21 protein-coding genes are annotated in these 25,898 nt (G+C 62.1%); 6 read left to right on the top strand and 15 right to left on the bottom strand.

The window, feature by feature from the left end; all coding sequences use genetic code 11:
* Window positions 1-371: 371 nt before the first annotated feature.
* On the bottom strand, window positions 372-2,108 hold the full coding sequence (locus SFUM_RS11750; RefSeq protein WP_011699123.1) for a cation:proton antiporter: 1,737 nt from the start codon (window positions 2,106-2,108) through the stop codon (window positions 372-374).
* Window positions 2,109-2,864: 756 nt separating this feature from the next.
* Here SFUM_RS11750 and SFUM_RS11755 point away from each other — a divergent pair.
* From SFUM_RS11755 to SFUM_RS11765, 3 genes are all read left to right on the top strand, one after another.
* On the top strand, window positions 2,865-3,503 hold the full coding sequence (locus SFUM_RS11755) for a DUF47 domain-containing protein (RefSeq protein ID WP_011699125.1): 639 nt from the start codon (window positions 2,865-2,867) through the stop codon (window positions 3,501-3,503).
* Window positions 3,496-4,509: an inorganic phosphate transporter gene (locus tag SFUM_RS11760; RefSeq protein ID WP_011699126.1), complete on the top strand. Its 1,014-nt coding sequence runs from the start codon at window positions 3,496-3,498 to the stop codon at window positions 4,507-4,509. Before SFUM_RS11755 ends, SFUM_RS11760 begins: the two co-directional genes overlap by 8 nt.
* Before the next feature lie 181 nt (window positions 4,510-4,690).
* Window positions 4,691-4,990, top strand: a complete 300-nt coding sequence (locus SFUM_RS11765; RefSeq protein WP_041440383.1) for a hypothetical protein — start codon at window positions 4,691-4,693, stop codon at window positions 4,988-4,990.
* 8 nt (window positions 4,991-4,998) lie between these two features.
* On the opposite strand, the gene SFUM_RS11770 is transcribed toward SFUM_RS11765, so the two are convergent.
* The 12 genes from SFUM_RS11770 to SFUM_RS11825 form a co-directional block, all read right to left on the bottom strand.
* Window positions 4,999-5,508: a hypothetical protein gene (locus SFUM_RS11770; protein ID WP_011699128.1), complete on the bottom strand. Its 510-nt coding sequence runs from the start codon at window positions 5,506-5,508 to the stop codon at window positions 4,999-5,001.
* A gap of 135 nt (window positions 5,509-5,643) precedes the next feature.
* Entirely contained in the window at window positions 5,644-5,973 is a 330-nt protein-coding gene (locus SFUM_RS11775; RefSeq protein ID WP_011699129.1) for a hypothetical protein, read from the bottom strand.
* A 115-nt stretch (window positions 5,974-6,088) separates the two neighbouring features.
* The gene (locus SFUM_RS11780; RefSeq protein WP_011699130.1) at window positions 6,089-7,858 is read right to left on the bottom strand and encodes a S8 family serine peptidase; all 1,770 of its coding nucleotides are present in this window, start codon (window positions 7,856-7,858) and stop codon (window positions 6,089-6,091) included.
* Between the two features lie 591 nt (window positions 7,859-8,449).
* On the bottom strand, window positions 8,450-9,730 hold the full coding sequence (locus SFUM_RS11785) for a thiolase family protein (protein WP_011699131.1): 1,281 nt from the start codon (window positions 9,728-9,730) through the stop codon (window positions 8,450-8,452).
* 97 nt (window positions 9,731-9,827) lie between these two features.
* Complete coding sequence (locus SFUM_RS11790) at window positions 9,828-10,529, bottom strand: ABC transporter ATP-binding protein (RefSeq protein ID WP_011699132.1); 702 nt, start codon at window positions 10,527-10,529, stop codon at window positions 9,828-9,830.
* A 5-nt stretch (window positions 10,530-10,534) separates the two neighbouring features.
* On the bottom strand, window positions 10,535-11,254 hold the full coding sequence (locus SFUM_RS11795) for an ABC transporter ATP-binding protein (RefSeq protein WP_011699133.1): 720 nt from the start codon (window positions 11,252-11,254) through the stop codon (window positions 10,535-10,537).
* Window positions 11,255-11,267: 13 nt separating this feature from the next.
* Window positions 11,268-12,224: a branched-chain amino acid ABC transporter permease gene (locus SFUM_RS11800; RefSeq protein ID WP_011699134.1), complete on the bottom strand. Its 957-nt coding sequence runs from the start codon at window positions 12,222-12,224 to the stop codon at window positions 11,268-11,270.
* 24 nt (window positions 12,225-12,248) lie between these two features.
* Entirely contained in the window at window positions 12,249-13,106 is an 858-nt protein-coding gene (locus SFUM_RS11805; protein WP_011699135.1) for a branched-chain amino acid ABC transporter permease, read from the bottom strand.
* A 520-nt stretch (window positions 13,107-13,626) separates the two neighbouring features.
* Window positions 13,627-14,814 carry an ABC transporter substrate-binding protein gene (locus SFUM_RS11810; RefSeq protein ID WP_041440387.1) on the bottom strand — a complete coding sequence of 396 codons (1,188 nt, stop codon included), beginning with the start codon at window positions 14,812-14,814 and terminating at the stop codon, window positions 13,627-13,629.
* 139 nt (window positions 14,815-14,953) lie between these two features.
* On the bottom strand, window positions 14,954-15,187 hold the full coding sequence (locus SFUM_RS11815; RefSeq protein ID WP_011699137.1) for a MoaD/ThiS family protein: 234 nt from the start codon (window positions 15,185-15,187) through the stop codon (window positions 14,954-14,956).
* 21 nt (window positions 15,188-15,208) lie between these two features.
* Complete coding sequence (locus tag SFUM_RS11820) at window positions 15,209-17,038, bottom strand: aldehyde ferredoxin oxidoreductase family protein (RefSeq protein WP_011699138.1); 1,830 nt, start codon at window positions 17,036-17,038, stop codon at window positions 15,209-15,211.
* Window positions 17,039-17,184: 146 nt separating this feature from the next.
* Window positions 17,185-18,513: an aminotransferase family protein gene (locus tag SFUM_RS11825; RefSeq protein WP_011699139.1), complete on the bottom strand. Its 1,329-nt coding sequence runs from the start codon at window positions 18,511-18,513 to the stop codon at window positions 17,185-17,187.
* Between the two features lie 487 nt (window positions 18,514-19,000).
* Here SFUM_RS11825 and SFUM_RS11835 point away from each other — a divergent pair, with 487 nt between their 5' ends.
* From SFUM_RS11835 to SFUM_RS11850, 3 genes are all read left to right on the top strand, one after another.
* Entirely contained in the window at window positions 19,001-21,136 is a 2,136-nt protein-coding gene (locus SFUM_RS11835) for a sigma-54 interaction domain-containing protein (RefSeq protein ID WP_041440389.1), read from the top strand.
* Window positions 21,137-21,607: 471 nt separating this feature from the next.
* Window positions 21,608-22,267, top strand: a complete 660-nt coding sequence (locus SFUM_RS11845) for a CoA transferase subunit A (RefSeq protein ID WP_011699141.1) — start codon at window positions 21,608-21,610, stop codon at window positions 22,265-22,267.
* A gap of 1 nt (window position 22,268) precedes the next feature.
* The gene (locus SFUM_RS11850; RefSeq protein WP_011699142.1) at window positions 22,269-22,949 is read left to right on the top strand and encodes a 3-oxoacid CoA-transferase subunit B; all 681 of its coding nucleotides are present in this window, start codon (window positions 22,269-22,271) and stop codon (window positions 22,947-22,949) included.
* 890 nt (window positions 22,950-23,839) lie between these two features.
* Here the strand turns inward: SFUM_RS11850 and SFUM_RS11855 are convergent.
* Entirely contained in the window at window positions 23,840-25,228 is a 1,389-nt protein-coding gene (locus tag SFUM_RS11855) for a sigma-54-dependent transcriptional regulator (protein WP_011699143.1), read from the bottom strand.
* 8 nt (window positions 25,229-25,236) lie between these two features.
* The gene (locus SFUM_RS11860; protein ID WP_011699144.1) at window positions 25,237-25,875 is read right to left on the bottom strand and encodes a hypothetical protein; all 639 of its coding nucleotides are present in this window, start codon (window positions 25,873-25,875) and stop codon (window positions 25,237-25,239) included.
* Between the last annotated feature and the right edge of the window lie 23 nt (window positions 25,876-25,898).

Here is a 25,898-nt window from a genome sequence, read left to right on the forward strand (position 1 = left end):
CCGGACGGTCTCGTTCATCCCAAACCGCAACGGAGTCGACATTCCGTTGGGGAAGCGCTCACAGTTACCGGTTCCCTCGCCTGTCCCTCGAGGGTTTTCCGGCAGTGTAGCTCGTTGAACCCCCGGTCTCTTTCGATGCCGATGTCCGGTGCGCTCATGAGTTCGTGATCGCGACACGCTTCGACTTAGGCGAAATCCGGCAGGACGGGCCGGCCACCGACAATGTCCGGCGCGGGGACCTGATGACCGGCATTTGCCGGGACCACACCTGCGAACCGGCAAGTCCGGCCTGAGGACGAAGTCCGCGTGCCGGGAAAAGACAAGTCACCCTTTGGGTTGAGCGAGGCGGCCCCGGGAGATCGCGGGAAAAGCTAGCCCGTTTCGTGTCTTCCCGGTTCAAGGCCCTCCACGGCGGCCTCCGGCGTGTCATAGAGACTGCGGCGAATGGCTTCCCGATGTTCGGCTGCCGTTTCGCAGGTCGGCTGACGGCCTGCCGCCACCACTTCGGCCAGGGCCACACCGACTTCCGCTTCACCGGCGGCGACGATCGTGGCACCTGCTCGATACAGCGCGGGAGCGTCGCGGAGATGAGCGCAACGAACGAGGATCCGCAGGTCGGGGTTGAGGATGAGCGCATGCTTGATGATTTCGGCTGCGTCTTCGATATCCGCGCTCAGAATCAGACTGCCGGCCGTCGCGATGCCTGCGTCCTCGAGGGTTCCCGTACGCAAGACATCGCCGTATAATGCGGCGTATCCTTCTGTGTTCAGCTGATGCACCGTGTCGAGGTTGAGATCGATGATCGTGGCTTCGACGCCACGTTCCAGAAGGAGCCGGTGTACGATTCTTCCGACCGGGCCGTAGCCGACCAGAATGCAGCGGTTGGGATTGACTGCGGCACGCCTGCCTGCCTCAATCTGAACCGGCCCGCCGCCCTTCTTCCTCGACCCCAGGCGGCGCGCCCAGCCATAGATGTATGGATTCAAAGCGATTGAAATGATGGAAGCGGCCACCAGTGCATTCCATCCACTGGCTTCAATGAGTCCGAGGCTGATGGCGACGGTACCGAGGATGAAGCTGAATTCACCCACCTGAGAGAAAGCGGCGCCAATCGGCAGCGCCGACGTCAGCGGCTGGCCGAGGGCTCGTACGGTCAGCATGGCGGCCAGTGGCTTGGCAACCACAACCACAAAAAGCACCGCGGTGATTATCAGAGGGACCTGGATCAGGCTCCGCGGATCGAACAGCATGCCGACCGAAACGAAGAAAAGCACGGCAAATGCGTCGCGCATCGGCAACGCGTCATTGGCCGCCCGTGCCGCGAACTCGGAACGACCAACGGCCAATCCGGCAAGAAAAGCACCGAGGGCCATCGAGACTCCAAAGATCTTAGCGGAGCCGACGGCGATTCCTACCGCGAGGACCAGCACCGCAAGAGTGAAAAGCTCTCGCGAACGGGTCTTGGCTATCAGCTCCAGCGCCCGGGGGACCCCCCATTTGCCTAACAGCACCACGATCGCAACCAGAACGACAATCTTGAGTCCGGCCAGTCCGAGAACAGCCCCGATACTCTGCCCGGCGCTCCTGTCCGGGGCGAAGATGATGGGGAGGATGAGCAGAAGTGCCACCGTGAGGAGGTCTTCCACAACGGTCCAGCCTACCGCGATATGACCGATCTTGGCATGCAGATCGTGCCACTCGGCCAGTACCAGAGCCATCACAACCGTACTGGCCACCGAAATAGCCATTCCCAGGATAAAACCGGAGGTCCAGTCCCAACCCATCAGACGCAGCAGCACCGCCAGAGCGGTCGTGGATATCGTGCTCTGAATGAGGGCGCCCGGTATGGCTACGCGCCAGACCGCGAGCAGTTCACGCAAATGAAAACGCAAGCCGATGCCAAAAAGAAGCAAAATAACCCCAATTTCAGCAAATTGTTCAGCAATCGCGCGGTTGGCGACGATCCCGGGGGTGAATGGGCCGACGACAATGCCTGCGAGCAGGTAACCAATGATGGGGGAAAACCTGAGACGGAGTGCAAGATAGCCGAAAACCAAGGCTCCCGTTAAGCCCGTGGCAAAAGTTATCAATACGCCGAGTTCATCCATCGGTATCTCCCGCAAGGAACGCTGGTCGGTTTTCCCTGTGCATCATAGCGCCTATTGATGTTTCCCCTGTTCGGGCGATCACCCACGGGCGAGGCTTGAGTCTTTCGATGTTCCTGAGGACCACGCTGCGATACGAAGACCTGACTTCCGCCAAACAACATTGGGCCGCATCGAACACCCGCCCTTGGTCATCCACGAACGGATCACCGCCCGCGCAGTGCGAGCCGACGATGCCACCACGGAAGAGAAGGCAGGAGCAGCGGCGTTTGTTTGCGGTCGCCGTGACTTGAACGGCTTTCCCATAGTGGAGCCATGATACCATAAAATAGCCTCCAATGCCAATTCTCCGACAGACTCCTCCGACCGGCTCTTCGCAGGGAAACGGGGAAGCGTGGCCTGTCCCCCGTCGAATCACGGTCCCCCAACGCAGGACTTTTGGAATTCGAAAAGTTAAAAGCTGTTTGATCGGGAGGCTCCGGAGATCTATAATCTCGCCGGAAAACGCCCGGAGACGCTACGCGCCCGAACCCGATATCCGTCCGGAGAGCAGGAATCCCACCTGGAGTCTGAGGGGCAGGCTTCGGAAGAAAAAGGACCAATGGGGTCTGCCCGTCCCTTTCCTCCCTTGTGCGCTTTTCACGAGCCCCGGGGGCCGGACACGGGGTTTTCCGAATCCGCGGCGTGGAGGAGAGTGCCCAAGGGCACGGGAAACCTCGCTGCAATACCCGGATGAAGGAATTCCTACGGAGCTCAAGGATGGGTTTCAGTTTCTTCCCGAAAACGCCCAAGTTTTTCGACCTCTTCATGAAACAGAGCGCCAAGTTGATTGAATCGGTCTCCATTCTGACCGAGCTGTTCCACGACTTCACCGACGTCGAGGAACGATGCAACCGCATCCACGTCATCGAAGATGACGCCAACCTGATCTACTACGAGGTATTCCGGCAGTTATCCAAGACATTCATCACCCCCATCGACCGGGAGGACATCCACCAGATCAACCTGGCCCAAAAGGACGTCCACAACCTCATCAACGCCGTCTCCACCAGAATAGCCATCTGCGGTTTCACGCGAATCAACAATACGGCCAAAGAAGTGGTCGACCACCTCAACGCGATGATCGTGGAGGTCGGGCGGATGTTGGAGAAGCTCGGCTCCCGGAAAGAAATTGAGGGGAACTACAAGACCGTCAAACAGCTCAAGGAGGATTCCGAGACGCTGCTGCTCCTGGCCCTGGAAGAAATCTACGGGTACAATGTGAACCGGCCGGAAGTGATTCTGGACATTCTCGACATCATCAAGTGGTCGCAGATTTACGACCGGATCGAACAGGCCATCAACCGCACGGAAGGGCTCGCCGACATCATACAGGGGATAATCCTCAAGAATGCATGATCAACTGATCATATTGATCCTGGTCATCGTGGTCTCGTTGATCTTCGATTACACCAACGGCGCACACGACAGCGCCAACGCCATCGCCACGGTGGTGTCGACCAAGGTCCTGTCCCCCAGAACCGCCGTGCTCATGGCCGCCGTACTGAACTTCGTCGGAGCGCTGGCCGGCACCAAGGTCGCTCACACCATCGGCAGCGGAATCGTGCGCCCGGAGATGATCACCGGGTCGCAGGGAATCGTTCTGGCCGCACTGTCCGGAGCGATCGCCTGGAACCTGCTGACCTGGTACCTCGGGCTGCCCTCGTCATCCTCCCATGCGCTCATCGGCGGGCTCGTGGGGGCGGCGGTCACGCACGGCGGCTGGGACTCCCTCAATTACTGGAATATATTCTATAAAGTGATTCTTCCCCTATTCCTGTCCCCCATGGCCGGCATGATCGGCGGTTACGTTCTCATGGTGTCGCTGGCGTGGCTGTGTTTCAGGTCCCATCCGCGCAAATGCAACAGTACCTTTCGAAGGCTCCAGGTGCTTTCTTCGGCTTTTATGGCTACGAGCCACGGTCTGAACGATGCTCAGAAGACCATGGGAATCATGACCCTGGCCCTGTTCCTCTTCCACCAGGTACCCGTCCTGGAGATTCCTCTCTGGGTAAAGCTGTCCTGCGCCGTGGCCATGGCCCTGGGAACCGCCACAGGCGGATGGAGGATCGTGAAGACGATGGGCCACAAAATTTTCAAACTGGAAGCCGTTCACGGTTTTGCGGCGGAAACCGCCGCCGCCCTGGTCATCACCGCGGCTTCCACCGTGGGCGCCCCCATCAGCACCACTCACACCATTTCGTCCTCCGTGCTGGGAGTGGGGGCTTCCAAGCGGCTTTCCGCAGTCCGGTGGGGCATTGCCGGGCACATGGTGATCGCCTGGATTCTCACGCTCCCGGCCGCCGCTCTTGTTGCCGGTTTCTTCCTCCATTGCTTCCACCTGCTCGGTCTTGTCACCTATTAGGCATACACCCGCACGGATCGCTTCGCCAATCCGGGGAAACCCGTTGCACGCGGACATCGCCTCGGATATACACTTATACGGATACGATGCGCGACGATCTGCGATTCGCTCAACGCCGCGCATGATGCAGGCGGGGGCGTTGAGCTCCGGATATGAACAACTCGAAGGAAAGGCGATCCCCATGAGCATCAAGATGCCGGTGAAATTCCATGGCAGCTACCGGGTGGCGGTCCGCCACGGGGGCTTCGAACGCAAGGAAATCTGCCAGAAGTTGAGCCTGATCGCTCTCTCCGGAAAGCCGAAAGCCGCAAGCGAAAGCGACCCCGGCGACGGGCCGGCGCCCTCCTACCAGATCACGTACTATACGTTCGGCTGCAAACGGATGGTGGAAGGAAAGCTCAAGGAAAACGCGGAGGACAGGCTGGTTTTCGACGCGGACGGCAAGGAATACGAGTTCACCCCGTCGGAAACCGCCTGCTGAGGGCGGCTTCACTTTGCCGCTCTATTGGTAATGTCTCGTACCGTGGCCTTGTTCAGGAGCTCCATGAATCGGGGATTGGCGAGAAGAGTGTTCAGATCGCCCGAATTCACGGCCGTCATGATTTCGGGGTCTCGCAGAACCGCCTGGAAATCCGGGTCTTCGGCCAGACTGCCGACCATGCTCATGAGCTCTTCGTTACCTGCCATGGTCTGCCTCAACACGTCCACCTGTTCCCCGATGGAAATCTGTCCCGCTTTCGCCGGCTTCGGCGGCACCGCCGCGGCGGACCCCGCCTCGACCGCGCTTCCGATCCTGACGCCCCGCACCTTGGATTGATCGATGGTGAGCGTCCCGAGGCCCGAAGACTGCACGGTATACACCCCGTCGACCAGGGACACGATTTCCCCGCGCACGGTGCTGCCGTCGTTCAGCTCGATCAGGGCGGTCTTACCGCCGCCGACCGCGACACCGACAAGCGAGCCCCACAACACGAGAACCGCAAGGATATGCCGTTTCATCTCATTGCCCTCTCTTGGCTGCGCGACGGCTCTTGAATCCGACCGGGCGGGGAATCCATCATGAAACAAGCCCTGCCGGGCTTCAATCGGCCCGGTGCGACCCCGGCGATGGCATCCACCATGAAAGTCGCTTCATTATTGGACCGCGCCAACAGCCTGCAGCCCTTTTAACGTTCTTCCTTCCTCGAAGCGCCAGTCCACATAGGCGCGCACCTTCAGGTTGGCGCTCACTGCGCTCAGGGCGATGGCCAGGAGCCTGTCCGTCCGATCGGCGGGCAACGTGAACGTCCTGCTTTCGGTCACCCCCGGGCGCGCCAGGGTGATCTGAAAGACGCCCATCCGATTCTGCCCGACTCTGACCACCGTGCAGTTGTACCAGGCATAATCAGCCAGGGCGTTTCCCGCGGTCAGGACAAGCAAGCAGAACACCACCGGCAATATCAGCATCTTCCTCGCCGTGTTCATGAAAAGACTCCTTCAAACGTATTTGGCCGGCAGGAACCACAGGACTCCCGCACCCGGCGACCGGCCCCGCCGGAATGCGTATGGCGCGACTCGCCCGGCAGGGTTTCGGCCACGGTCACCGCGAGCCGTCCCTGAGCAGCAGCGGCAGCCAGGACGCCGGATTCGGCCTGCTGTAGACCGCGCTCAGACGAGTGGTCCGACCGGGTTCGACGACCGCCGTCAGGACAACGGGCGTTTTCCATCCGGCGACGATTTTCAATTCCACCGTGTGCCCTCCGGCCGCGAGACCCGAAACCTGTTGCCCGTCGACTTTCCAGGGACCTCCGTCCACTCTCCACCGCCCCCCCGCGGCGACCGCCTGCGAGGGCTCCAGGGTCACCTGGAGCGTACCGGTCGATATGGCCCGCCGGTAGGCCGCGTAGGCATCGATCCGTCCCCAGCCGTAGACGTTGTTGGGAACGTCCGTGGGGCCGTCGTCGCCGCAGCCCTGGCTTGTGACCAGGTGGAGCGCGGTCCGTTCGGCGATGCGTTCGAGCAGATCCACCTGCCCGGAGAGGCGCGAATTGGCCGAAACGAGCAGCGCCGCCAGTCCCGCGACGTGAGGCGCGGCCATGCTGGTGCCGCTCATGATGGAATAACCGCCGCCCTTGAAGCTGGAACGGATGGAGACTCCCGGCGCGGAGATATCCGGCTTGCGACGGTTGCTTCCGTCGGAGGTGACTGGCCCCCGGCTGCTGAACGTGGCGATGACGTCGCTCCTGTCCGTGGCTCCGACCGTGAAAGAGGCCCTGTAAATGGCGGCCGGGTCCATGACCGTCTCACAGGGGGCCCCGGCGTTGCCCGCCGACTGCACGGTCAGGATGCCGGCCGCCCTCACGTTGTTCACCACCGTGAGCAAAACGTTCGGATCCTCACAGCCTTCACCCGGCGTACAGCTCCAGGAGTTGTTGATCACGTCCGGAGCCATGGCGGGATCGGCGTCGCTGCCATCCATCCGCGTCGGGGCGATGAACCATTGGAAACATTCCGCATAGGTCGCAGGCGTGCCCATCCCGTTGTCCATGTTGCGGCAGCCGATCCAGCGGGCGCCCGGTGCCATCCCGATCCGGTCGGCATCACCGTCGTCGCCGACCATGGTGCCCATGGTGTGCGTGCCGTGACCATAGTCGTCGCAAGGGACGGGAGAATCGGCCGGGCAGGTTCCGTCTCCCCCGCTGTGAACGGCGTCATGCCAGTTGTAGTCGTGGTCTGCCGAGGTTCCGTTCCATCCGCGGTACTGACGCTTCAGCGCGGGATGATCCCATTGGTAACCGGTATCCTGTCCGGCCACCACCGCGCCCTGCCCTGTGAACCCCGCATCCCACACGGCCGGGGCATTCACCCTGGCGATGTTCCACTGGACGGCCGCCGGAGATTGCGGCGCCGCGCCCGCGGCGGAAGGGAACGGCTGCTGGAGGCGGACCGACGGATTGGCGTGGACGCGCGCCACATCCGGACGAGCGGCCATGGCGTTGACCACCTCGGCCCCGCCGCGAACCCATATCATGTTGGCAATCCAGAAGGGCCGGAAGTCGGCTCCGAGCGATTGCAAAGCCTCGATCACCGGCCCCTGGGCGCGCTCGGCCGCAGCCGTCAGGGCGCGAACCACGTACAGGCCTTTTTGGGCTTTGTCCGCGAGGTCTCCCGCGCCGCTCAGATCGGCCTGTTCCGCGAGAAACACGAGAAATTCCGTCTTCCCCTCCGAGGCCTTCCGCATCACCAGGCGGTCGACCTTCGCCGGCCGTTCGATGAAAACCGTCGCCCCCGGTCTCCCTGTCCCCGCCCAAACCGCCGCAAAAACGGTCACGGCGGAAATCAGGGCCAATCGCTTCAGTGCCCGCCACATGATCCGCTGCTCCCGACGAGACGCCCATATGCCTTTCCGGCAAATTCCCGCGCGGCACGCCCCCCTGCTTCCCCGCGAAAGATCGGCCCCGGTGGGCGTTGCCCGTACCTTACGGAAAACACGGGCAATATAGCCTACAAATCACAGGGATACAAGACCGCGGCACGGCGCTCGGCCGCATCGGGCACTTCGGCTGACAACCGTATCCGGCATTGGGAAATGGCTTCTCGGGGTTGGGGAACGGCTTATACCGAGGTGCCTTCAAGATGAGCGCGTTGGCCGGGAGGGCATAAAGCCCTTCCCTACGTCTGACGGGCATATCGGTTCGTCGTGGTGGGGTTTATCTCCGCCCGCGTCACCCTCCCGACGGCAGGTGTTGTGTCATCCTGAACGCAATTATCCATGAGGCTGCGCTTCACCCGCGAGGCATGAAAACAGACTCATCCGGGAACTTATTTTCCAGGTAAAATTGCATGACCTGTGGATTGCGCCTCGAAGACGCGAACGCGCGTCATCACCGAGTACGGCCGAAAAATCCGGCCCGCGTCCGTGGCGGGATGTCATCGGTCGCCATGCATCAACGGTTCGCGATCAGGAATCGCCGTCCGGTGTGCGTTCAACGATGGCGGCGATGCCGTGGCCGCCGCCTCCGCAGATGGTTTCCAGGCCGAAGCGGGCATTTCGCCTGCGAAGCTCGTGGAGCAGGGTGACCATGCGCATGGTCCCGGTGGCTGCGATGGGGTGCCCGAGCGAGATTCCCGACCCGTTCACGTTCACCTTGCGGTCGAGGTCCGCGGAATCGATCTTCATGAGCTTCGCATCCGCGAGCATCTGGGCCGCAAAAGCCTCCTGGATTTCGATGAGGTCCATGTCCTCCACGGTGAGCTCGGCGCGATTCATCGCCTTGTCGACGGCGGCCGGCACGGCGGGGTAGGTGAGCGTCGGATCGGCGGCGGCAACGGCAAAGGATTTGAGCGAGGCGAGCGGCTGAATGCCCAGCGCAAGGGCGCAGCTCTCGCCCATGAGCACGACCGCGGCGGCTCCGTCATTTTCGCTCGAGGAATTGCCCGCCGTGCAGATTCCGTCTTCGTAGACCACGGGCAGACGCGACAGTTTCTCCAGGGCCGTGTCGCGGCGCGGCGGCTCGTCGGTGTCGATGGCGAGCGACTGTCCCTTTTTGCGCGGAACCACCACGGGAACGATCTCCTCCCGGAACTTGCCCGAATCGATGGCTTCACACGCCCTGCGGTGACTGCGCAACGCCCACCGGTCCGCCTCCTCGCGGGATATGTTCTCCCCGCGGGCGGCCGCTTCCGCCCAGGTCATCATGGAGTTGAGCTCCCCGAACCGTTCGATGGGCTGCGACATTACCCGTGCCCGCTGGATCCGGTCGAACAAGGGAAGGCCCCACATGGAAAGCGATCCATGTCCGCGCGGCATGAAACCCCAGCGCGGATCGCGCCGGCCCTCCATCCCCCATTTGATGAATTCCCCCGGTATGTAGAATTCGGCGGTGCTCATGCTTTCCACTCCGCCCGCGACGACAATGGAAGCGTGACCGCATTGGATCTTCATGGCCCCGAAACAGATTGCATCCAAGCCGGAGCAGCAGCGGCGGTCGAGGGTGATGCCGGGGACTTCCACCGGCCAGCCGGCGGTGAGGAGCGCCATCCGGGCGATATTCACATATTCGCCGCTCTGGTAGGACTGTCCCATGATGACGTCTTCCACCCGGGCGGGGTCCACGTTCGCGCGTTTCACCGCTTCGTTGAGAACCAGCGCCCCGAGGACATACGCCGGCACTTCGCGCAACGCCCCGAGATAACTGCCGATGGGAGTCCTCACCGCCGAAGCGATCACAACCTGTTCCATTTCCTTCATCTCCCTCGCTGAACCAGGCCCCCTTCAAGGAGGGTGGTCACAATGCTTTTCAAAGGCGCGGGGATCCTTCCCGCCGCACAAAATGGTGCTACATGCCCAGGTAGGCGCGTCGAATGCCGTCATCCTCCATAAGGTCCGCCGACACCCCTTCGCGGACCATACGGCCGCTTTCCATGACGTAGGCCCGTTGCGAGTGTCGCAGGGCCTGTTCCACGTTCTGTTCCACCAGGAGGATGGTGGTCTCTTCCACGAGCCGGTCGAGCGCGCGGTAGATTTCCCTGGTGACCAGGGGCGCCAGGCCGAGGGACAATTCATCGATCAACAGCAGTTCGGGCCGGCTCATGAGCGCCCGTCCCACGGCAAGCATCTGCTGTTCGCCGCCGGACAGGGTCCCCGCCGCCTGGCCCCTGCGTTTTTCGAGCGCCGGGAAGATGTGCATGACGTGTTCCATGGTGCGCTGCATGTCTGCCCGACCCCGCTTGGGGTAAGCACCCATTTCGAGGTTCTCCGCCACGGTCATCTCGCGGTACACGCGGCGGCCTTCCGGCACGAGGGCCACGCCCGACTGTATGATGCGGTGGGGTTTCATGCCTCTCAAGGGCTCTCCCCTGAACCTGATTTCTCCCCGTCGCGGGGGCAGGACCCCCGTAATGGCGGCCAACAATGAAGACTTCCCCGCGCCGTTGCTGCCCAGAATGGCCACGCGTTCCCCCAGGTGCACGTCGAACGAGACCTCCCAGAGCACCTGGGTCTCCCCCCGAAAAACGTCGATTGCCGATACTTCGAGCATGGTCCTTATTCTCCCAGATAGGCCTGAATGACCCTCGAATCCCTGACGACCTCCTCGGGGGTTCCTTTCATCAAGTGCCTGCCCTGGTCCAGGACGATCACCTTCTCCGCCGCCCTCATGATCGCCCCCATGACGTGCTCGATCCAGAACACGGTCAAATGGTGCTCGTCGCGCAGCTTGCGAATGAAATCGACGGCCTGGACGATTTCCTGGGAGTTGAGGCCCCCCAGCACTTCGTCCAGCATGAGCAGCTTCGGCCGGGTGGCCAGGGACCGGGCGATCTCCAGCCGTTTCTTCTGAATCACGTTCAAACTCCCGGCCGGGGTATCGGCGAGGCCCCCCATGCCCACCATTTCCAGGTAGCGTGGGGCGGTCTGGCGCCACAGGGCGCGACCTTGAGGGGCGGGCCCGTTGACCAGGGCCACTCCGACGTTTTCCAGGCAGGTCATGGCGGCGAACGGGCGCGTCACCTGGAAAGTCCTGGCAATGCCCCTGCGGCACAGCTCGTTGGCCGGCCTCCCGGTTATGTCCTGCCCCTCGAAAAGGATCCTCCCCGCACCGGGTTTCAGCGCTCCCGCAACGAGGTTGAAAAGCGTGGTCTTGCCGGCCCCGTTGGGCCCGATCAACCCCACGATGGTTCCCTCTTCCACGGTGAAGCTCACGGCGTCGAGCGCCGTCACGCCCCCGAATCGCCTGGTCAGCCCATGCCCCTCCAACAACGCCAAGGTTCTTCCCTCCCTAAGATTTCGCCGCCGCGGCGACCGTCTTTGCAGGCGCACGCCGGCGCACCAGCCGATCTTTCGCCAGCCCCATCAGGCCGTTGGGGGCGAACCGGGCCGCCACCAGGGCGATCAGGCCAAACACCAGGACGTGATATTCCCCGTACGCACGAATGTATTCGGACAGGATCTCCAGGGAAAAAGCCCCGATGATCGGCCCCGGAAAAGACCCCATGCCGCCGATCACCGTCATGGACAGCACCAGGAACTGCTGATCGAGCGACGGGATTTCCGGCGTGATCAGGAGCAGGTAGTGCCCGTAGAGCCCGCCCGCCATGCCCGCAAGGGCGCTGGAGACCGTGAAGGCGAGCACGCGCACCCTGACCACGTCGACTCCGAGCGAGGCGGCCGCCCGCTCATCATTCTGCACGGCGCGGAAATTCAGTCCGATGTTGGAATGGATCAGTCGGTATATGATGATCAGGGTCAGCACCGCCGCCCCCAGCATGACGTAGAAATAGCCGACCTTGGAATACTCCGCGAACAGGCCGGGCACCTGGAGCCCCATGGTGCCGCGGGTCACCTCGTATTCGTTGGTGATGATGATCCGCAGGATTTCGGAAAAGCCCAGCGTCGTGAGGGACAGGTAGATGCCCCCCATCCTCAGGCAAAGAACGCCGACCGCCAGGCCGAGCAGCGCGGCCAGCATCGTGCCGACGACCACGCCGATCCAGGGGTTCAGTCCGAACCTGACGGCCAGAATCCCCGACGTGTAGGCGCCGATCCCCGCAAAAGCCGCATGGGCGAAGGAAACCTGGCCCGTGTACCCGGCCAGCAGGTTCCAGCTCGATGCCATCATCAGGTAGAACAGGCTGACGATCACCACGTGCAGGTGATAGGAGCCGAGGCCGAACGGCAGGAAGCCGAACAGCACGACAGCCGGGACAAGGACCTGGTAGAAGCGTTTGTCAGTCACCGAACCCCTCGTAAATCGTATGGGCTAGGCTTCCCTTCGGCCGAAAAGACCCGCCGGCCTGATGAGGAGCACAAGAATCAGGATGATGAAATTAAAAAGGTGCTTGTACCCGGTGGAAATGAAGGCCGCCCCGAGGTTCTCCACCAGGCCGAGAATCAGGCCTCCCAGGACGCACCCCCAGAGTGATCCCATGCCGCCGAGAACCACGACGACAAAGGCGGTGAGCGCCACGGGCAACCCGGCGGTTGGAGTGACCGGAAACACGGGAGCCAGGATCACCCCCGCCGCCGCCGCCAGGGCACAGCCGAGCCCGAAGCTCAGCATATTCAGGCGCGTGGTGTTCACCCCGTTGAGCTCCGCCATCTCACGGTCCTGGCTCGTGGCCCTGATGATCCGCCCGAACCAGGTCTTCTTGATCACCACGAAGAGCAGCGCGATCACCACACTTGCGGCCGCCAGCGCGGCCAGTCGCTGATTGCCGTAGTAGAACAGCCCGAAAACGTTGGTTGCGCCGCCGACCCATCCGGGCGGTTTGTTCGGGTAGGGTCCGAAAATGAGCAGGTAGGCGTTTTGCAACACGATAGAGAGAATGAACGTGAGGATGAGCGAATACATGTCGTTGCCATAGGTCGGACGGATGAGCACCCATTCCACAAAAAGGCCGAAGAGAAACACCAGCAGCACGGCAACGATCATCGCCGCCACGAAATTCACTCCGAGCGCCCCGGCAAACAGGTAACTGAAATAACCGGCCAGAATGTAGAGCTCCCCGTGGGCGAAGTTGACCACGTTCATGATACCGACCACCAGGGATACCCCCAGCGCGGCCAGGGCATAGATGACCCCGATCACCAGGCCGTTCATGACGGCTAGAGCAAACATGACAGTACCTTTCCCGTCTCGCGGCGATTCGATGTGGCCGGTCCTCGCATCCAATCGCCGCACCCGGCTGCTGTTGAGCTCGAATCCCCCCCGCTCCCCTTGCTTTGGAACAGGGGGAATTCAGACCGTTGGCGCCCCGGCAGGGAGTGAATCCCGCTCGAAGCAACCCACCCTGGGCTTCGTCTCCGTGCCGAAAGAGGCGGCCCGCTCCTCCCACAAAAGGAAGACAGGACCCCCTTTCCCGGGAACCGCCCACAAGGATTTGCGGATCGATCCCCCGCGATCGTCCTTATACCGAGGTGCGTTCGAAATGACACGGCACCTGCCCGTCGGGAGGTTGACGCGGGAGGGGATAAACCCGCCCCTTGCCACGGACCGATGTGCCCCTCAGACGTAGGGAAGGGCTTTATGCCCTCCCGCCCAATGCACTCATCTTAAACGCAATTATCCATGCCCCCTGCGACACCCGCGAAGCATGAAAACAGACTCACCCGGGAGCCTGTTTTCCAGGTCAATTGTATTACTTCTTCAATTTGCCGGTCGCCGCCGCCGCCGGGTAGAGGACCACCTGCTGCTTGGCCTGCCACTGGACGATGAGCATCGGGGGCTCCCACTGATGATAGGTGGTGCCGCCCTTTTCCAGTCCGAACTTGACGGTGCCGCGGGTCACCTCGAGGCTGGTCTTCTCCAGGGCTTCCACCAGTTTCTCGGGATCCGTGGACTTGGCGCGGTTGATGGCGTCCGCCGCGATGAGAATGCTGTCGTAAATGGAACGCGACTTGTAATCGGTGGGCGGGCCGCCGAACGCCTTGACATAGGCCTGGCGGAACTCGGTTGCAAGCTTGGTCAGCTCCACCTTTTCGTGCATCGAGGAAACGAAACACTCCAGGTCCCCGTAATCCCCCACGTTCTTCCAGTAATCCGGCCAGAGGCTCGGAGGACCTGCCCCGTCGAGCACGATCGCTTTGGGGGTCAGTTTCACTTCGCCCGCCTGGGCCACGAAGTAGTGCAGGCCGGTCCCATAGATATAGGCCAGCACGACATCCGGATCGAATGCCTTGATTTTGTTCAGCTCGGTGTAGTGATCCTGGCTCTGCCGCTCCGTTACCAGCATCTCGAACGGGATGTTGGCCTTGGTCAGGGCAGCCTTGGACAATTCGGCGATGCCCAGGCCCCAGTCCGTGTTCTCCGCCACGATGTAAGCTTTCTTGAACTTCTCGCTCACCACCCACTTGGCTATGGATTCATTGACCACGCCGGTGTTGGACGGGCCCGCCCGGAACACATACCGGTAATTCTTTGCAGTGATGGGATCCGCCCAGGCCTCGACCACGATGAAAGGCACCTTGAAACGTTCGGCGACCTCAATTTCGGCCAACGCGGAGGAAGAATGGCTCTCACCCAGCACCAAGGCCACCTTGTCCCTGGTCACAAGGCGTTCGAAGCCGGAAGCAGCCTTGTCCGGAGCGCCCGCCGTATCCTCGAACACGATTTCCAGTTTCTTGCCGAGCACTCCGCCTTTGGCGTTCACGTAATCCGTGGCCAGCTTGATTCCTTCCTCAAAGGCTTTCCCGGTTGCCGCCGCCGTCCCGGTCCGCGGTCCGACCACACCGACCTTGACGGTGTCCTGAGCCCAGACCGGCCCGCCCGCCAGGACCAGGCCGACGATGAGAGCCAGTATCCACAGACTTTTCCCGTTCCCTCTCATTTCCCTACCTCCCTTGTCGATGACTGATGGTTGCTCCCGCCCTTCCCGCCGGGCGGAAAACCTCATCCCCCAAGACCCCGGGCAACATCCCGGACCCTACGATTCGCCGCATTTCTTGAATTGAGCCGCCGATTGGCCGTCACCCGCCCGCCACGGGGGGGAACAACACCACGCGATCGCCCTCTTGGAGCACCGAGTCGGCGGTTGCGGGCCGGCCGTTGACGAGAATCACCCGCTCCACATCCGCCGGGATGCCGATCGCTTCCAGGACCCGTCCGAGGCGCTCGCCCTCCGCCACGACCACGGTCCGGGGGCCTCCGTCCGGCGGCCCGTACTTTCGCAACGTGGCGTAGAGTTGAACCTCCACCCGCATGACCGCCCCCCTCAGCCGGACTCAGACGAGTCCCAGTTCCCTGAGTTTCGTCCAGGTCGGTATGCCGTTCTCATCCCACCCGCGCAGCTGATAATAGGACCGGAGCATTTCCGGCAGGCGGCAGACACTGCCTCGAGCCGGACCGTCGGGAAGCGGCTCGCCGGTCATCCGCGGCGGCAGCGAATCATCCTTGCACGACAGCCCGGCGTGGATCATGAACAATCGTTCGGCGTTGAAAATCCGCTCTCCGGCCCGAACCAGCTCATCCAGGCCGTAGTCCGCCCCGGTTGCCGCGTTCAGGAGCTCCATGATGCCCTGGGGCCGGATATCGCGAGTGGGCGTCACCAGGTTCCTCACCGAAAAAAAGACACAGAGCCCCGCCGCATCGATGACGGTGAACACGTCCTGCCAATCCTTCACAAGCTCCGACTTGTCCTCCCAACTGAGCGGATCGAGCACCATGGGAACCCCGAGAAGCTCGATATAGGCCGAATCCCCGCGCATGTGCGAAGCACCCACGGGAGAGGTGGCGTAGGCCAGTCCCATGCCCTGCGCACCCCTGGGATCGTAGCCCGCAAATTCCTGTTTCTTGCTGACCATGGCCAGTTCGGGGTGCCCGTAGTGCTCGGCGAGGCGATAGCTGCCCCGGGCCAGCAGATCCCCGAAGCCTTCGCGCGATGCCGTCTTGAGGGTAAGCTCCACTAGAGCGCGAGCGTCTCCGAAACGCAGCGGTCCTCCCACGTCGGCCTCCGGCAGGAACCCGCGCTCCGCAAGTTCCATGGCGCAGGCGATGGTGGCTCCCATGGAGATGGTGTCCATTCCCATCTCGTTGCAAATATAGTTGGCCTTGGTCACCGCCGCCAGGTTGCTCACCCCGCAGTTGCTTCCCATGGCGTACACCGTCTCGTATTCCGGGCCTTCCCCCGTCCCCTGGAAACCGGGTTCGTCCACCTTGGTGACCCGGCCGCACCCGATGGGGCAATTGAAACAGGCCTTGGGTCGGACCAGGAACTTTCGCGTGAGGCTTTCGCCGTGGATCTCCTCCCACGCGTCGAACGTTCCCTGCTGGAAATTCCGGGTGGGAAAAACGCCGAAATTCTGCGTGGCCATGACCGTGACCGCGGTCCCGTGCAGGTTGAGCGGGTGCTTGCCGCCCTTGAGGGAATCCCGGAACCGCTTGATGATTTTCCTGACGATTTCAGCGAATGCCCTGGCATCGTGCAGCACGACTTCCTTGTCCCCTCGCACGGCCACGGCCTTCAGATTCTTGGCCCCCATGACCGCCCCGACCCCGGAACGGCCGGCCGCCCGGTCCCGGTCGTTCATGATCGAGGCAAACAGCACGCCCCGCTCTCCCGCCGGTCCGATGCAGGCCACACGTGTCCCTCGAACGGTCTCCCGACGGATTGCGGCGTCCGTCTCGTGGGTTGTCCTTCCCCAAAGGTGCGCCGCGGAACGCAACTCCGCGCGTTCCCCTTCGATGTAAAGATAAACCGGTTCGGACGCCCGTCCCTCGAAGACGATCATATCCACGCCGGCCTTCTTCAACTCCGCCGGGAAATATCCGCCCGAATTCGAACAGGTGACCGAACCGGTCAGAGGCGACTTGGTCATGACCATGTACCGCGCCCCGGTCGGAGCCTTGGTGCCCGTGAGCGGCCCGTTGGCCATCACCAGTTTGTTTTCGGGGGACAGCGGATCGCATTTCGGGTCCACTTCCCGGAGCAACGTCTCGATGCCGAGGCCTCTCCCACCGATATAATCCTTGGCGATCCGGGCTTCCAGTGCCTCATCCCGTACTTCGCCCCGGGTCAAATCCACGCGCAGGATCTTCCCCATCCATCCGTTCATTGCGCACCTTTCCGGATTGATGGTTTACGCAACCACATCCGCCGCCGCGGCGCCGGCACCTTGTGTTCCGTTCTTTCACATGGAACGCCCCGGGTGGAATCCCCGGCCGGCCTCCAAGGCCCGAAACCAGGGAGGAACAGCACTCCCTATGCCAGGGTCTGTTCGAGTCCCTCAGCCAACGCCGTGACGACCAGGTCCAACTGGTCTTCCTCGATGATGTAGGGCGGGCCGATCACCAGCGCATCGCCGTCGATTCCGGCCAGCCCGGTCGAGCGATACAACTGGACCCCCCGCGCCATAACGTTGCGCCACAGCCGTTCCACGAATTTCTCGCCGCGCGCGAAGGGCTGCAGGGACTTCCTGTCCTTCACGAATTCGACCCCCCACAGAAAGCCGATGCCGCGCACTTCGCCCACGTTGGGATGATCCGCCAGGGCCGCGCGCAGCTTCTTTCCGAGGACCTCGCCCAGTCGGGCGACCCGTTCCACCAGTCCCTCCCGCTCCATGATGCCGATCACCGCGAGCCCGGCGGCGGCGGCCACGCTGTGGTGCGAAAACGTCCCGCCGTGGACGAACCCGCCGCTGCCGTTGCGAATGGCCTCGAAATGGCTGTCGCGAACCGCCGCGGCGGACAGGGCGATGGTGCCTCCAGCCAATCCTTTGCCCATCGTGACGATGTCCGGGACGACGTCGTAGTGCTCGCTCGCGAACCATCGGCCGGTCCGGCCGAATCCGCACAGGACCTCGTCCAGGATCAACAGCACGCCGTAGCGGTCACAGATCCGCCGCACGAGGGGGAAATAGCCCGGAGGCGGGGGCACGGCGGCGATGGTCGCTCCGCTCACCGTTTCGGCCAGGAAAGCCGAAACCGTATCGGGACCGAGGTTCTGGATGGTCTCTTCGAGGGCCAGGGCACAGCGCAGGCCGCATTCCGGATAGGTCGAACCGAAAGAGCAGCGCAGGCAGTATGGGGCCGGGATGTGTTCCACCTCGGTGAGCAGGGGAGCGAAGGGGGCCCGGAACGTGGTCCTCCCAGTTGCCGCCAGCGCGCCCAGGGTAAGACCGTGATACGATTTCCAGCGGGAAATGAGCCGGATGCGCCCGGACCGGCCGTTCTCGAGGTGGATCTGCCGCGCCAGCTTGATCGCGGTCTCGACGGCTTCCCCCCCTCCGGAAAGAAAGTAAAATCGTCCGATGCCCGGAGGCGCGTGAGCGGCCAGCGCTTTCGCCAGGTCCTCCACCGCCCGGGTGGTGAACATGGTGGGATGCACGTAATCGCACCGCAAAACCTGGTCATACATGGCTCGGGCGATTTCCTCCCGCCCGTGGCCGACGTTGACCACCAGGGGCCCCCCGCTCGCATCGAGATACCGGTTGCCGTCCCGGTCTTCAATCCACAGCCCGCGGGCTCCGTCCGCCACCGGCAGAGCCATGTCGAGCCGCCTCGAAAACACGTTCCCCGGAATCGCGTTCATGGGACCATGCACCTCTTTCGGTTATGAAATTCGGGTTGTGTCTGAAACTCACGGCGATGTTCCTCGCGGGCGGGAACCTCCGCCCGCTTCCTTTGAGAGCTATACGCAATAGCTGTGCCAAGCGATTTAAAATATCGCCGGTGCCTTTTTGGCGGACGCCCGCGCAGAAGCGGCGCCATAGCCGGAAAGATCGGCGGACCGCGGCGTCGGGAAGGATCGGTGCCGGCCTTGCGGGAGAAACGGCGGGACGGCGTGGGCCGCCTGCGGACCGGCCCGAATTCGATATGCGGCGGCAATGCTCGTTCGGGCCCCGGGGAGATTTTGCTTGAAGGGTGAAGCCAACTGGGGCATGATTATTAGGACTTTTAGAATCCAGATCACTGCCCCGATCATCCTAATCAAGACCGGGAACCGAACCGGGGCGGCACGACCCGAAGGGATGCCGCACAGCGCCTCGGACGTTTCGACCGGAGGGGAGGCTCGGACCATGAAGCATCAGGAAAAGACCCTTCTCATCGTTTCCATCGACAGGAACGTGAACAACTTCTTGTGTACCATCATCAACAACATCATCGGGGGGGAAGTGAAGGTGCGCAGCAAGACGTTCCAGGAGTGCGCCGCCGCGCCGCCGCGGACCGACGTGGTGATGACGTCGGGCGCCTTTCTGCTGCCGCGCCTGCGATCGATTTACCCCGATCTGCCGATCGTGGCGCCCAAGCGGTTGATCACCGGCTACAACCTCGAGAAGGTGCTCATGCTTCCCCGCGCGTCCAGGGTGCTCGTCGTGAACGATCCCAGGGCGGCCACCGAGGAAACCGTCGATTCGCTCAAGAGCCTCGGGATCACCCATCTCGACTACGTGCCCTACTGGAGGGGCTCCAAGCGGAGCCTGGGGGACATCGCGGCCGCCATCTCCCCCGGGATGACCCACCTGTGCCCCGGCGAAATCAGGCGGGTGATCGACATAGGGCCGCGCATCATCAGCATCCACTCTTTTCTGCAGTTGCTCCTCGCCCTGGACCTCGACCCCGGCTACGTGGAGAACTTCGCCACCTACTATCACAACTTCCTGATGGAATCGAGCCGCAAGCTGGCCGCGGTCCTCGAACAGTCCGAGCTGCTCCGCAGATACCAGGAAGTCATCCTCAACCAATTCGAGGACGGTCTGCTTTCGGTGAAGGAAACCGGCCGAATCGACATTGCCAACCAATCGGCGGCCCGGCTTTTCAGAAAGGACATCGACGCCATACTCGCCACGAACATCAACGATCTTTTGGCCGGCTTCAAGCACACCGTCAATCTCACGGGCAAGTCGTCAAAGGATTCCGGTTCGTCCTCCATTTACGACCATGACGGCAAACAGATCCTGATTCAGAAGATCCCGGTGGTGAGCGAGAACGAGGTCCGGGAGATCTACACCTTCCGGGAAATCGCCCGCCTCCAGCGCCTGGAAAAGGATGTACGGCTGCACCTCGCGCGCAAAGGGCATGTCACCAAGTACGGATTCGACGACATCTGGACCCTGAACGGGGCCGTCGACGATTTGAAGGAAAGAGCGCTGCAGTTCGCCGCCACGGAAAAGAACATTCTCATCACGGGCGAGAGCGGAACCGGAAAGGAGCTGTTCGCGCACGCCATCCATCGGAGCTCGCCACGGCGGGACGGGCCGTTCGTTGCCGTCAATTTCGCCGGGATTCCGGAGGGATTGATCGAGAGCGAGCTGTTCGGATACGAATCGGGCGCCTTCACGGGGGCCAAGAAGGGGGGCAAGACCGGGTTTTTCGAGCAGGCTCACGGAGGCACGATTTTTCTGGACGAAATCGGCGACGCGCCGCTCAACGTCCAGTCCAGGCTGCTTCGAGTCCTCCAGGAAAAGGAAATCATGAAGGTCGGAGCCGACCGGATCATCCCCATCGACGTTCGCATCATTGCGGGAACCAACCGCAACCTGCGTGAGGCGATCGCCGAAAAGAAGTTCCGACGCGACCTGTATCACCGTTTGAACACTTTGCCGCTTGATATTCCGCCGCTGCGCGAGCACTGCGAAGACATTCCCTACGTCCTCAACCGGTACCTCGAAGAACAATACGGCAGCCGCAAGGCGTTTTCCCCGAACGTCGCCGAGTGTCTGCGGCGCTACGGCTGGCCGGGAAACGTGCGGGAGCTGCTCAATCTTGCCGATTATCTTCAGATTTCATCCAGAAACGCCGCAGTGGTCGAACTGGAACATGTGCCGCGGAGTCTTTCGGAAACCTTCGCCCTCGACCGGCGACCGGCCCGGGGAGGGAGCGACGGCGACCAGCGCGACACCGTCCGGCGCCTGTTGGAGTCGGCGTGCGCGTCGATGGAGGAATTGTCGGGGCTGCTCCACGTTCTGCGCGAACGCAAAAGGCTGCTGAACGGCAGAAGAACACTCATGCGTGAACTCGGCAGCCGGGGCCATTTCGTCAGCGAAGGAAGAATGAAGCGATATCTGCGGCTTTTGAGGAACGATGGACTGATTCGAGTGGGAACCACCAAGCAGGGAACGACGCTCACTCCGAAAGGCGAAGGACTGCTGGAATTCCTCATTGCCGAGCGAGGCGGCTCTTCCGGACCGCCCTTTCCCGATTGGGACAATTAGGCACCGCAAGAGTCCGCCACGCGTCCGTTTGCACCCCCGCTATCGGACCGCAGCCCTTCGGCCTTCCTTACGCGCCCGCGCGATTTCCCTTCGGCCGCGCCTCCAGCCTCGCGGGTTCATCGATTGGCAGGCAGACGAGGGACGGGCGTCCGGAACCCGGGACACGCATTTTCCCGGCACCCGGAAACTCCACGCGCGCCAACCCCCGAGAGTGGAATTTTCCGCAGTGCTTTCGGTCAATTGCCGCCTTCAACCCTCCGCAGCCCCGCCCTCCGCTCATGGCATGGGTCTTGCTCGGTACATCCGATGACAATGGTTCTTTTCGTCTATTCAGGTTTTTTTGCATCGGGCGCCCGGCTCGTCGGAGCCCCTCCCGGGACAGCCGGCCACAATCCTGCCCAACGGGATGGACGGGCTTCTCGGGCCTTCGAGTCGGGCGCTCATCTTGAAACGACTTTTTGGGGTTGTTCCATGGGCGATAGAGGCAAGTTTCGAACGGTTGCGGAAGCGATAGCCCTCATTCAGCCGGGCTCCAGGATCATGGTGGGCGGTTTCGGCCTCGCCGGATACCCGGAAGGACTGGTCGAGGCGCTGGCGGCTTCCGGCATCGGTGATCTGACCATCATCAGCAACGATCTCGGCTCTCCGGGGGTCGGTCTCGGAAAGCTCCTGACCAACGGGCAGATCCGGGCGCTGGTCGGCAACTACTACAACTGGAACCCCGAGGTCGGTCTCGCCTACAGCAGGGGAGAAATCGGGGTGACGCTGGTGCCGCAGGGAACGTTTGCCGAAGCCATCCGCGCGGCCGGTGTCGGAATCCCGGCGTTCTACACGGCGGCATCCGCCGGAACGGAATTGGGCAAGGGCAAGGAAACCAAAGTCTTCGACGGCCGGACCTACGTCCTCGAGCGCGCCATCCACGCCGACGTTGCCCTGATAAAGGCAAGTCGCGCCGATGATCTCGGCAATCTCGTCTATTACAAGACGGCCCGCAATTTCAATCCTCTCATGGCCATGGCGGCGGCACTGACCATAGCCGAAGTGGACGAGAGCGTACCGGTGGGCAGCCTGGACCCGGAGTCCGTGGTCACTCCCCATATTTTCGTCGATATCATGGTACGGAGAGTCTAGCATGGTGCCGTTAGTTTCAGAGGAGGAAGCCAAGGTCCGCATCGCGCGTCGAATCGCCGAGGAGTTCGACGGGGTGGGCCACGGACTGGTGATCAACCTGGGAGTCGGCATCCCCACCCTGGTGGCCGACTACATTCAGAAGGCGGACGTTTTCATCCAGGCCGAAAACGGAATCCTGGGGGTTGGCCCGCTGGCCGTCGGGGAACGGATCGACCGGCAGCTGATCAACGCCGGTCGGCAGCCCGTGACCGAGACTCCCGGCTGCAGCTATTTCGACAGTGCCGCGTCCTTCGGCATGATCCGGGGGGGACATGTTGACGCCACGGTGATCGGCGCATTCCAGGTGGACCAGGAAGCCAACATCGCCAACTGGATCATCCCCAACGGCAAGCAACTCGGGGTCGGGGGCGCCATGGACCTCATCACCGGCGCCAGGCAGGTGATCATCGGCATGCAGCACACGACCAGGGATGGGAAACCGAAGCTCGTGAAGCGCTGCACTCTGCCCGTCACCGGATTCGCCGAGGCCGACCTGGTGGTCACGGAATTGGGACTGTTCGCTTTCCAAAACGGGAAGCTGATCCTGAGGGAGATCGCACCCGAAGTGACGGTTGAGGCACTGACCGCTCTCACGGAAGCCGCTTTCATTACTGCCCCCGGCCTGAAAACCATGGCCGCCTAGGCGCTCCCGGGCGCGTGCACCCTGCCGGCGCACGGAGACAAAGCATCGAAATCCCGAGCCTCCGGCGCCGGGCTTCCCCTGCCGGGCGCACCACGAAAGCAAAGAGGGGGCCTCCCGGCCCCCTCTTACCGTCCATTCCCCAGCCCCGGTCGACCCGGGCAGCAGGCTCCGTCCCCTGCAGCGGAGCCACGGAACTGCTTCGGTTGCCGGGCGCCCCCAGCGGGAATACGACAGGTTCGTTTTCTCGCCTGAAATCCTTCGTGCCAATTCGCGATCGAGAGTACAGAACAGCAATTCGCCAGGCTGTGCGACGGGCGTCTCACACCATGTCTCCGCGTCGTGGAGATCGTCCACAGGGGCGCGCCGGTCGGACGCAGCAAAGGAAAGGTTTCATGCTCTCTCATCTTGCGGTGAACGCAAGCTCATATCCATCCCTGTAAGACAATTTTGCGTTCAATATGAGTGCATTGGGCGGGAGGGCATAAAGCCCGCCCGCGTCAACCTCCCGACGGGCAGGTGTTGTGTCATCTTGAACGCACCTCCGTATAAAACCGTGCGGCAGCCTTCCCCTACCGTAGAGCAATCGACATGCCAACCAGGCGGAAGGGAGGCAAAGAACGCCTTGTCGCCTTCATTCAGGCTCATCGGCAGGCCGTGACGATCAACCGCTGGAGTAAGGTGAGGCGGCTCCAGAAAAGGGTTTGCGGGCGTCTCCCCTTCCGTGGAGCGAGGATTTCGAAGCGTCCTCGCCGGGCGCCCGCGCACAGGTCAATGGCGCGGCGACACAGCCATCGCGCCACGACGACACGACGAAGTGTAGGAAAACCACTGCAAGACTGGCGGCAAAACCCTACAGGAAGGAAAAAAGGGGGAGACAACGGATGAGGCTGCTACGCGCCGGACGAGCGTTCCTCTTCCTTGAAGGTGGCGGGGTCCAGATCGTACTTGCGCAACAGCTTGTAGAACTCGGCGCGGTATCGACCCGCCTTGGCCGCCGCGCGCGAGACGTTGCCCTTCGTGCTGTGGAGGACCTGGATCAGGTACGCCCGTTCGAATTCGTCCCGTGCCGCCGTCAGGGGAGGAAGTTCGGTCCCCGAGTCGGAAACCGCCTCCCGCTCCAGGAGCAGGTGCTCGGCGCAGATGTTGCCCTCCCGGGCCAGCACGACGGCCCTCTCCACTACGTTGGCCAGTTCGCGGACGTTCCCGGGCCATCGATGCAGCATCAGGCGGTGCATGGCATCCGGAGAAAAGCCGGGGATGTTCTTGTTCATGGTGCCGTTGAAGTGTTGCAGGAAGTGATGGGCCAGCAGCGGGATATCTTCGGGGCGTTCGCGAAGAGGCGGCAGATAAACCGGAATGACATGGATGCGGTAATATAGATCTTCCCGGAATTTCCCGTCCTGGATCGCTTTCCATAGGTCCTGGTTGGTGGCGGCCACAAGGCGCGTATCCACCTTGACCGGTTGGACGCCTCCGACGGGATAGAACTCATGGTCCTGGAACACCCGCAATAGCTTGACCTGCAGTGCCGGAGTGAGCTCCGCAATCTCGTCCATGAAGAGCGTGCCCCTTTCAGCCTGTTGCAGAAGCCCTTTCTTCGCCTGATCCGCACCCGTGAAAGCACCCTTGGTGTGCCCGAACAACTCGCTCTCCAGCAGGCCTTCGGGAATGGCTCCGCAATTGATCGCCACGAACGGCCCCCGGGACCGAGTGCTGGTCAGGTGAAGCACTTTTGCGATCAACTCCTTGCCCGTGCCGCTTTCCCCGTAGAGACAGACCGTCGAGTCGGTGGCGGCGATTTGCGACACCTGGAGCAGAACCTGCTGCATCTTCTCGCTCGACGCAATGATGTTGTCGAAATGGTAGCGTTCGCGCACGAGGGTCCGCAGCCGTTCCACTTCCATTCTGAGGCTGCCCACCTCCAGGGCTTTCTCCAGACGATACAGGAGATCCTTGGCTTCGAACGGTTTGGTCATGAAGTCGTAGGCCCCCTTTTTGGTGGCTTCGACGGCTCCGGCGATTGTCCCGTAGGCGGTCAGGATGATCACGGGGAGGTAGGGCTGAACCAGGAGCAGCTTCTCCAGCAGCACCATGCCGTCCATCTCCTCCATTTTGAGATCCAGCACGGCTGCGCTGTAGACCTCCTCCTGCGCGGCGGTCAGAGCTTCCTCTCCCCGCTCCGCAAGCGTCACCCGGTACCCGGCCCCTTCCAGGCGGGCCTTCATCAGGGTACGCAGCCCCCGATCATCATCCACGACAAGGATCTTTTCTCCCGCCATTGAATCCCTTATTTCAGCAACTCGCGTTCCTTGCGATCGATTTCGGAATCGATGTCCCGGGAACGTCGAATCTGTTCGCTCAGCTCTTCGATGGCCGATTCTCTCTCTTTAATTTCCTGTCGCAACTGTTCCTGTTCCTTCTGATCGATTTCGGTATCGATGTCCCGGGAACGTCGAATCTGTTCATTCAGTTCTTCGATATCCGACTTTCTGGCTTTGATCTCTCTGCGCAGCTGCTTGCGGTCCTTTTCGAACGCAACGGTCTTTCTGAGCAGCTCCACCCAGAATTTGGCCTGGGATGCCCAGGGGCTGTCCGGGTATCTCGCGATGAGCTCTCGAAAATACTTCAAGGCTTCCGACTGGTTATAGATCGGTGCGGGTGGATAGGCATGGACGACGCCCAGATTGAAAAGCGCCGTGGCGCACCCGTCGTCCGAGTCACACGTTTCGAGTGTCTTTTTGTTCGCCTCCGCAAAACCGCTGAAATCCCCGCCCGTCAAGGCTTCCTGTGGAGGAAAAAGCGGAATGGAGGCGGCGGGAACGGGGGGGGGCGGCTCGGGCGTCTTCGTCGAACACCCGCCCAGCACAACGAGAAGGAGCACCAGCCCCGCAAGTCTTCTGTATACAAGGGTATGTGTGGCCATCATGCTCAAACCTTCGGATCAGCCCG

The organism is Syntrophobacter fumaroxidans MPOB, from assembly GCF_000014965.1.
Lineage (GTDB): Bacteria > Desulfobacterota > Syntrophobacteria > Syntrophobacterales > Syntrophobacteraceae > Syntrophobacter > Syntrophobacter fumaroxidans.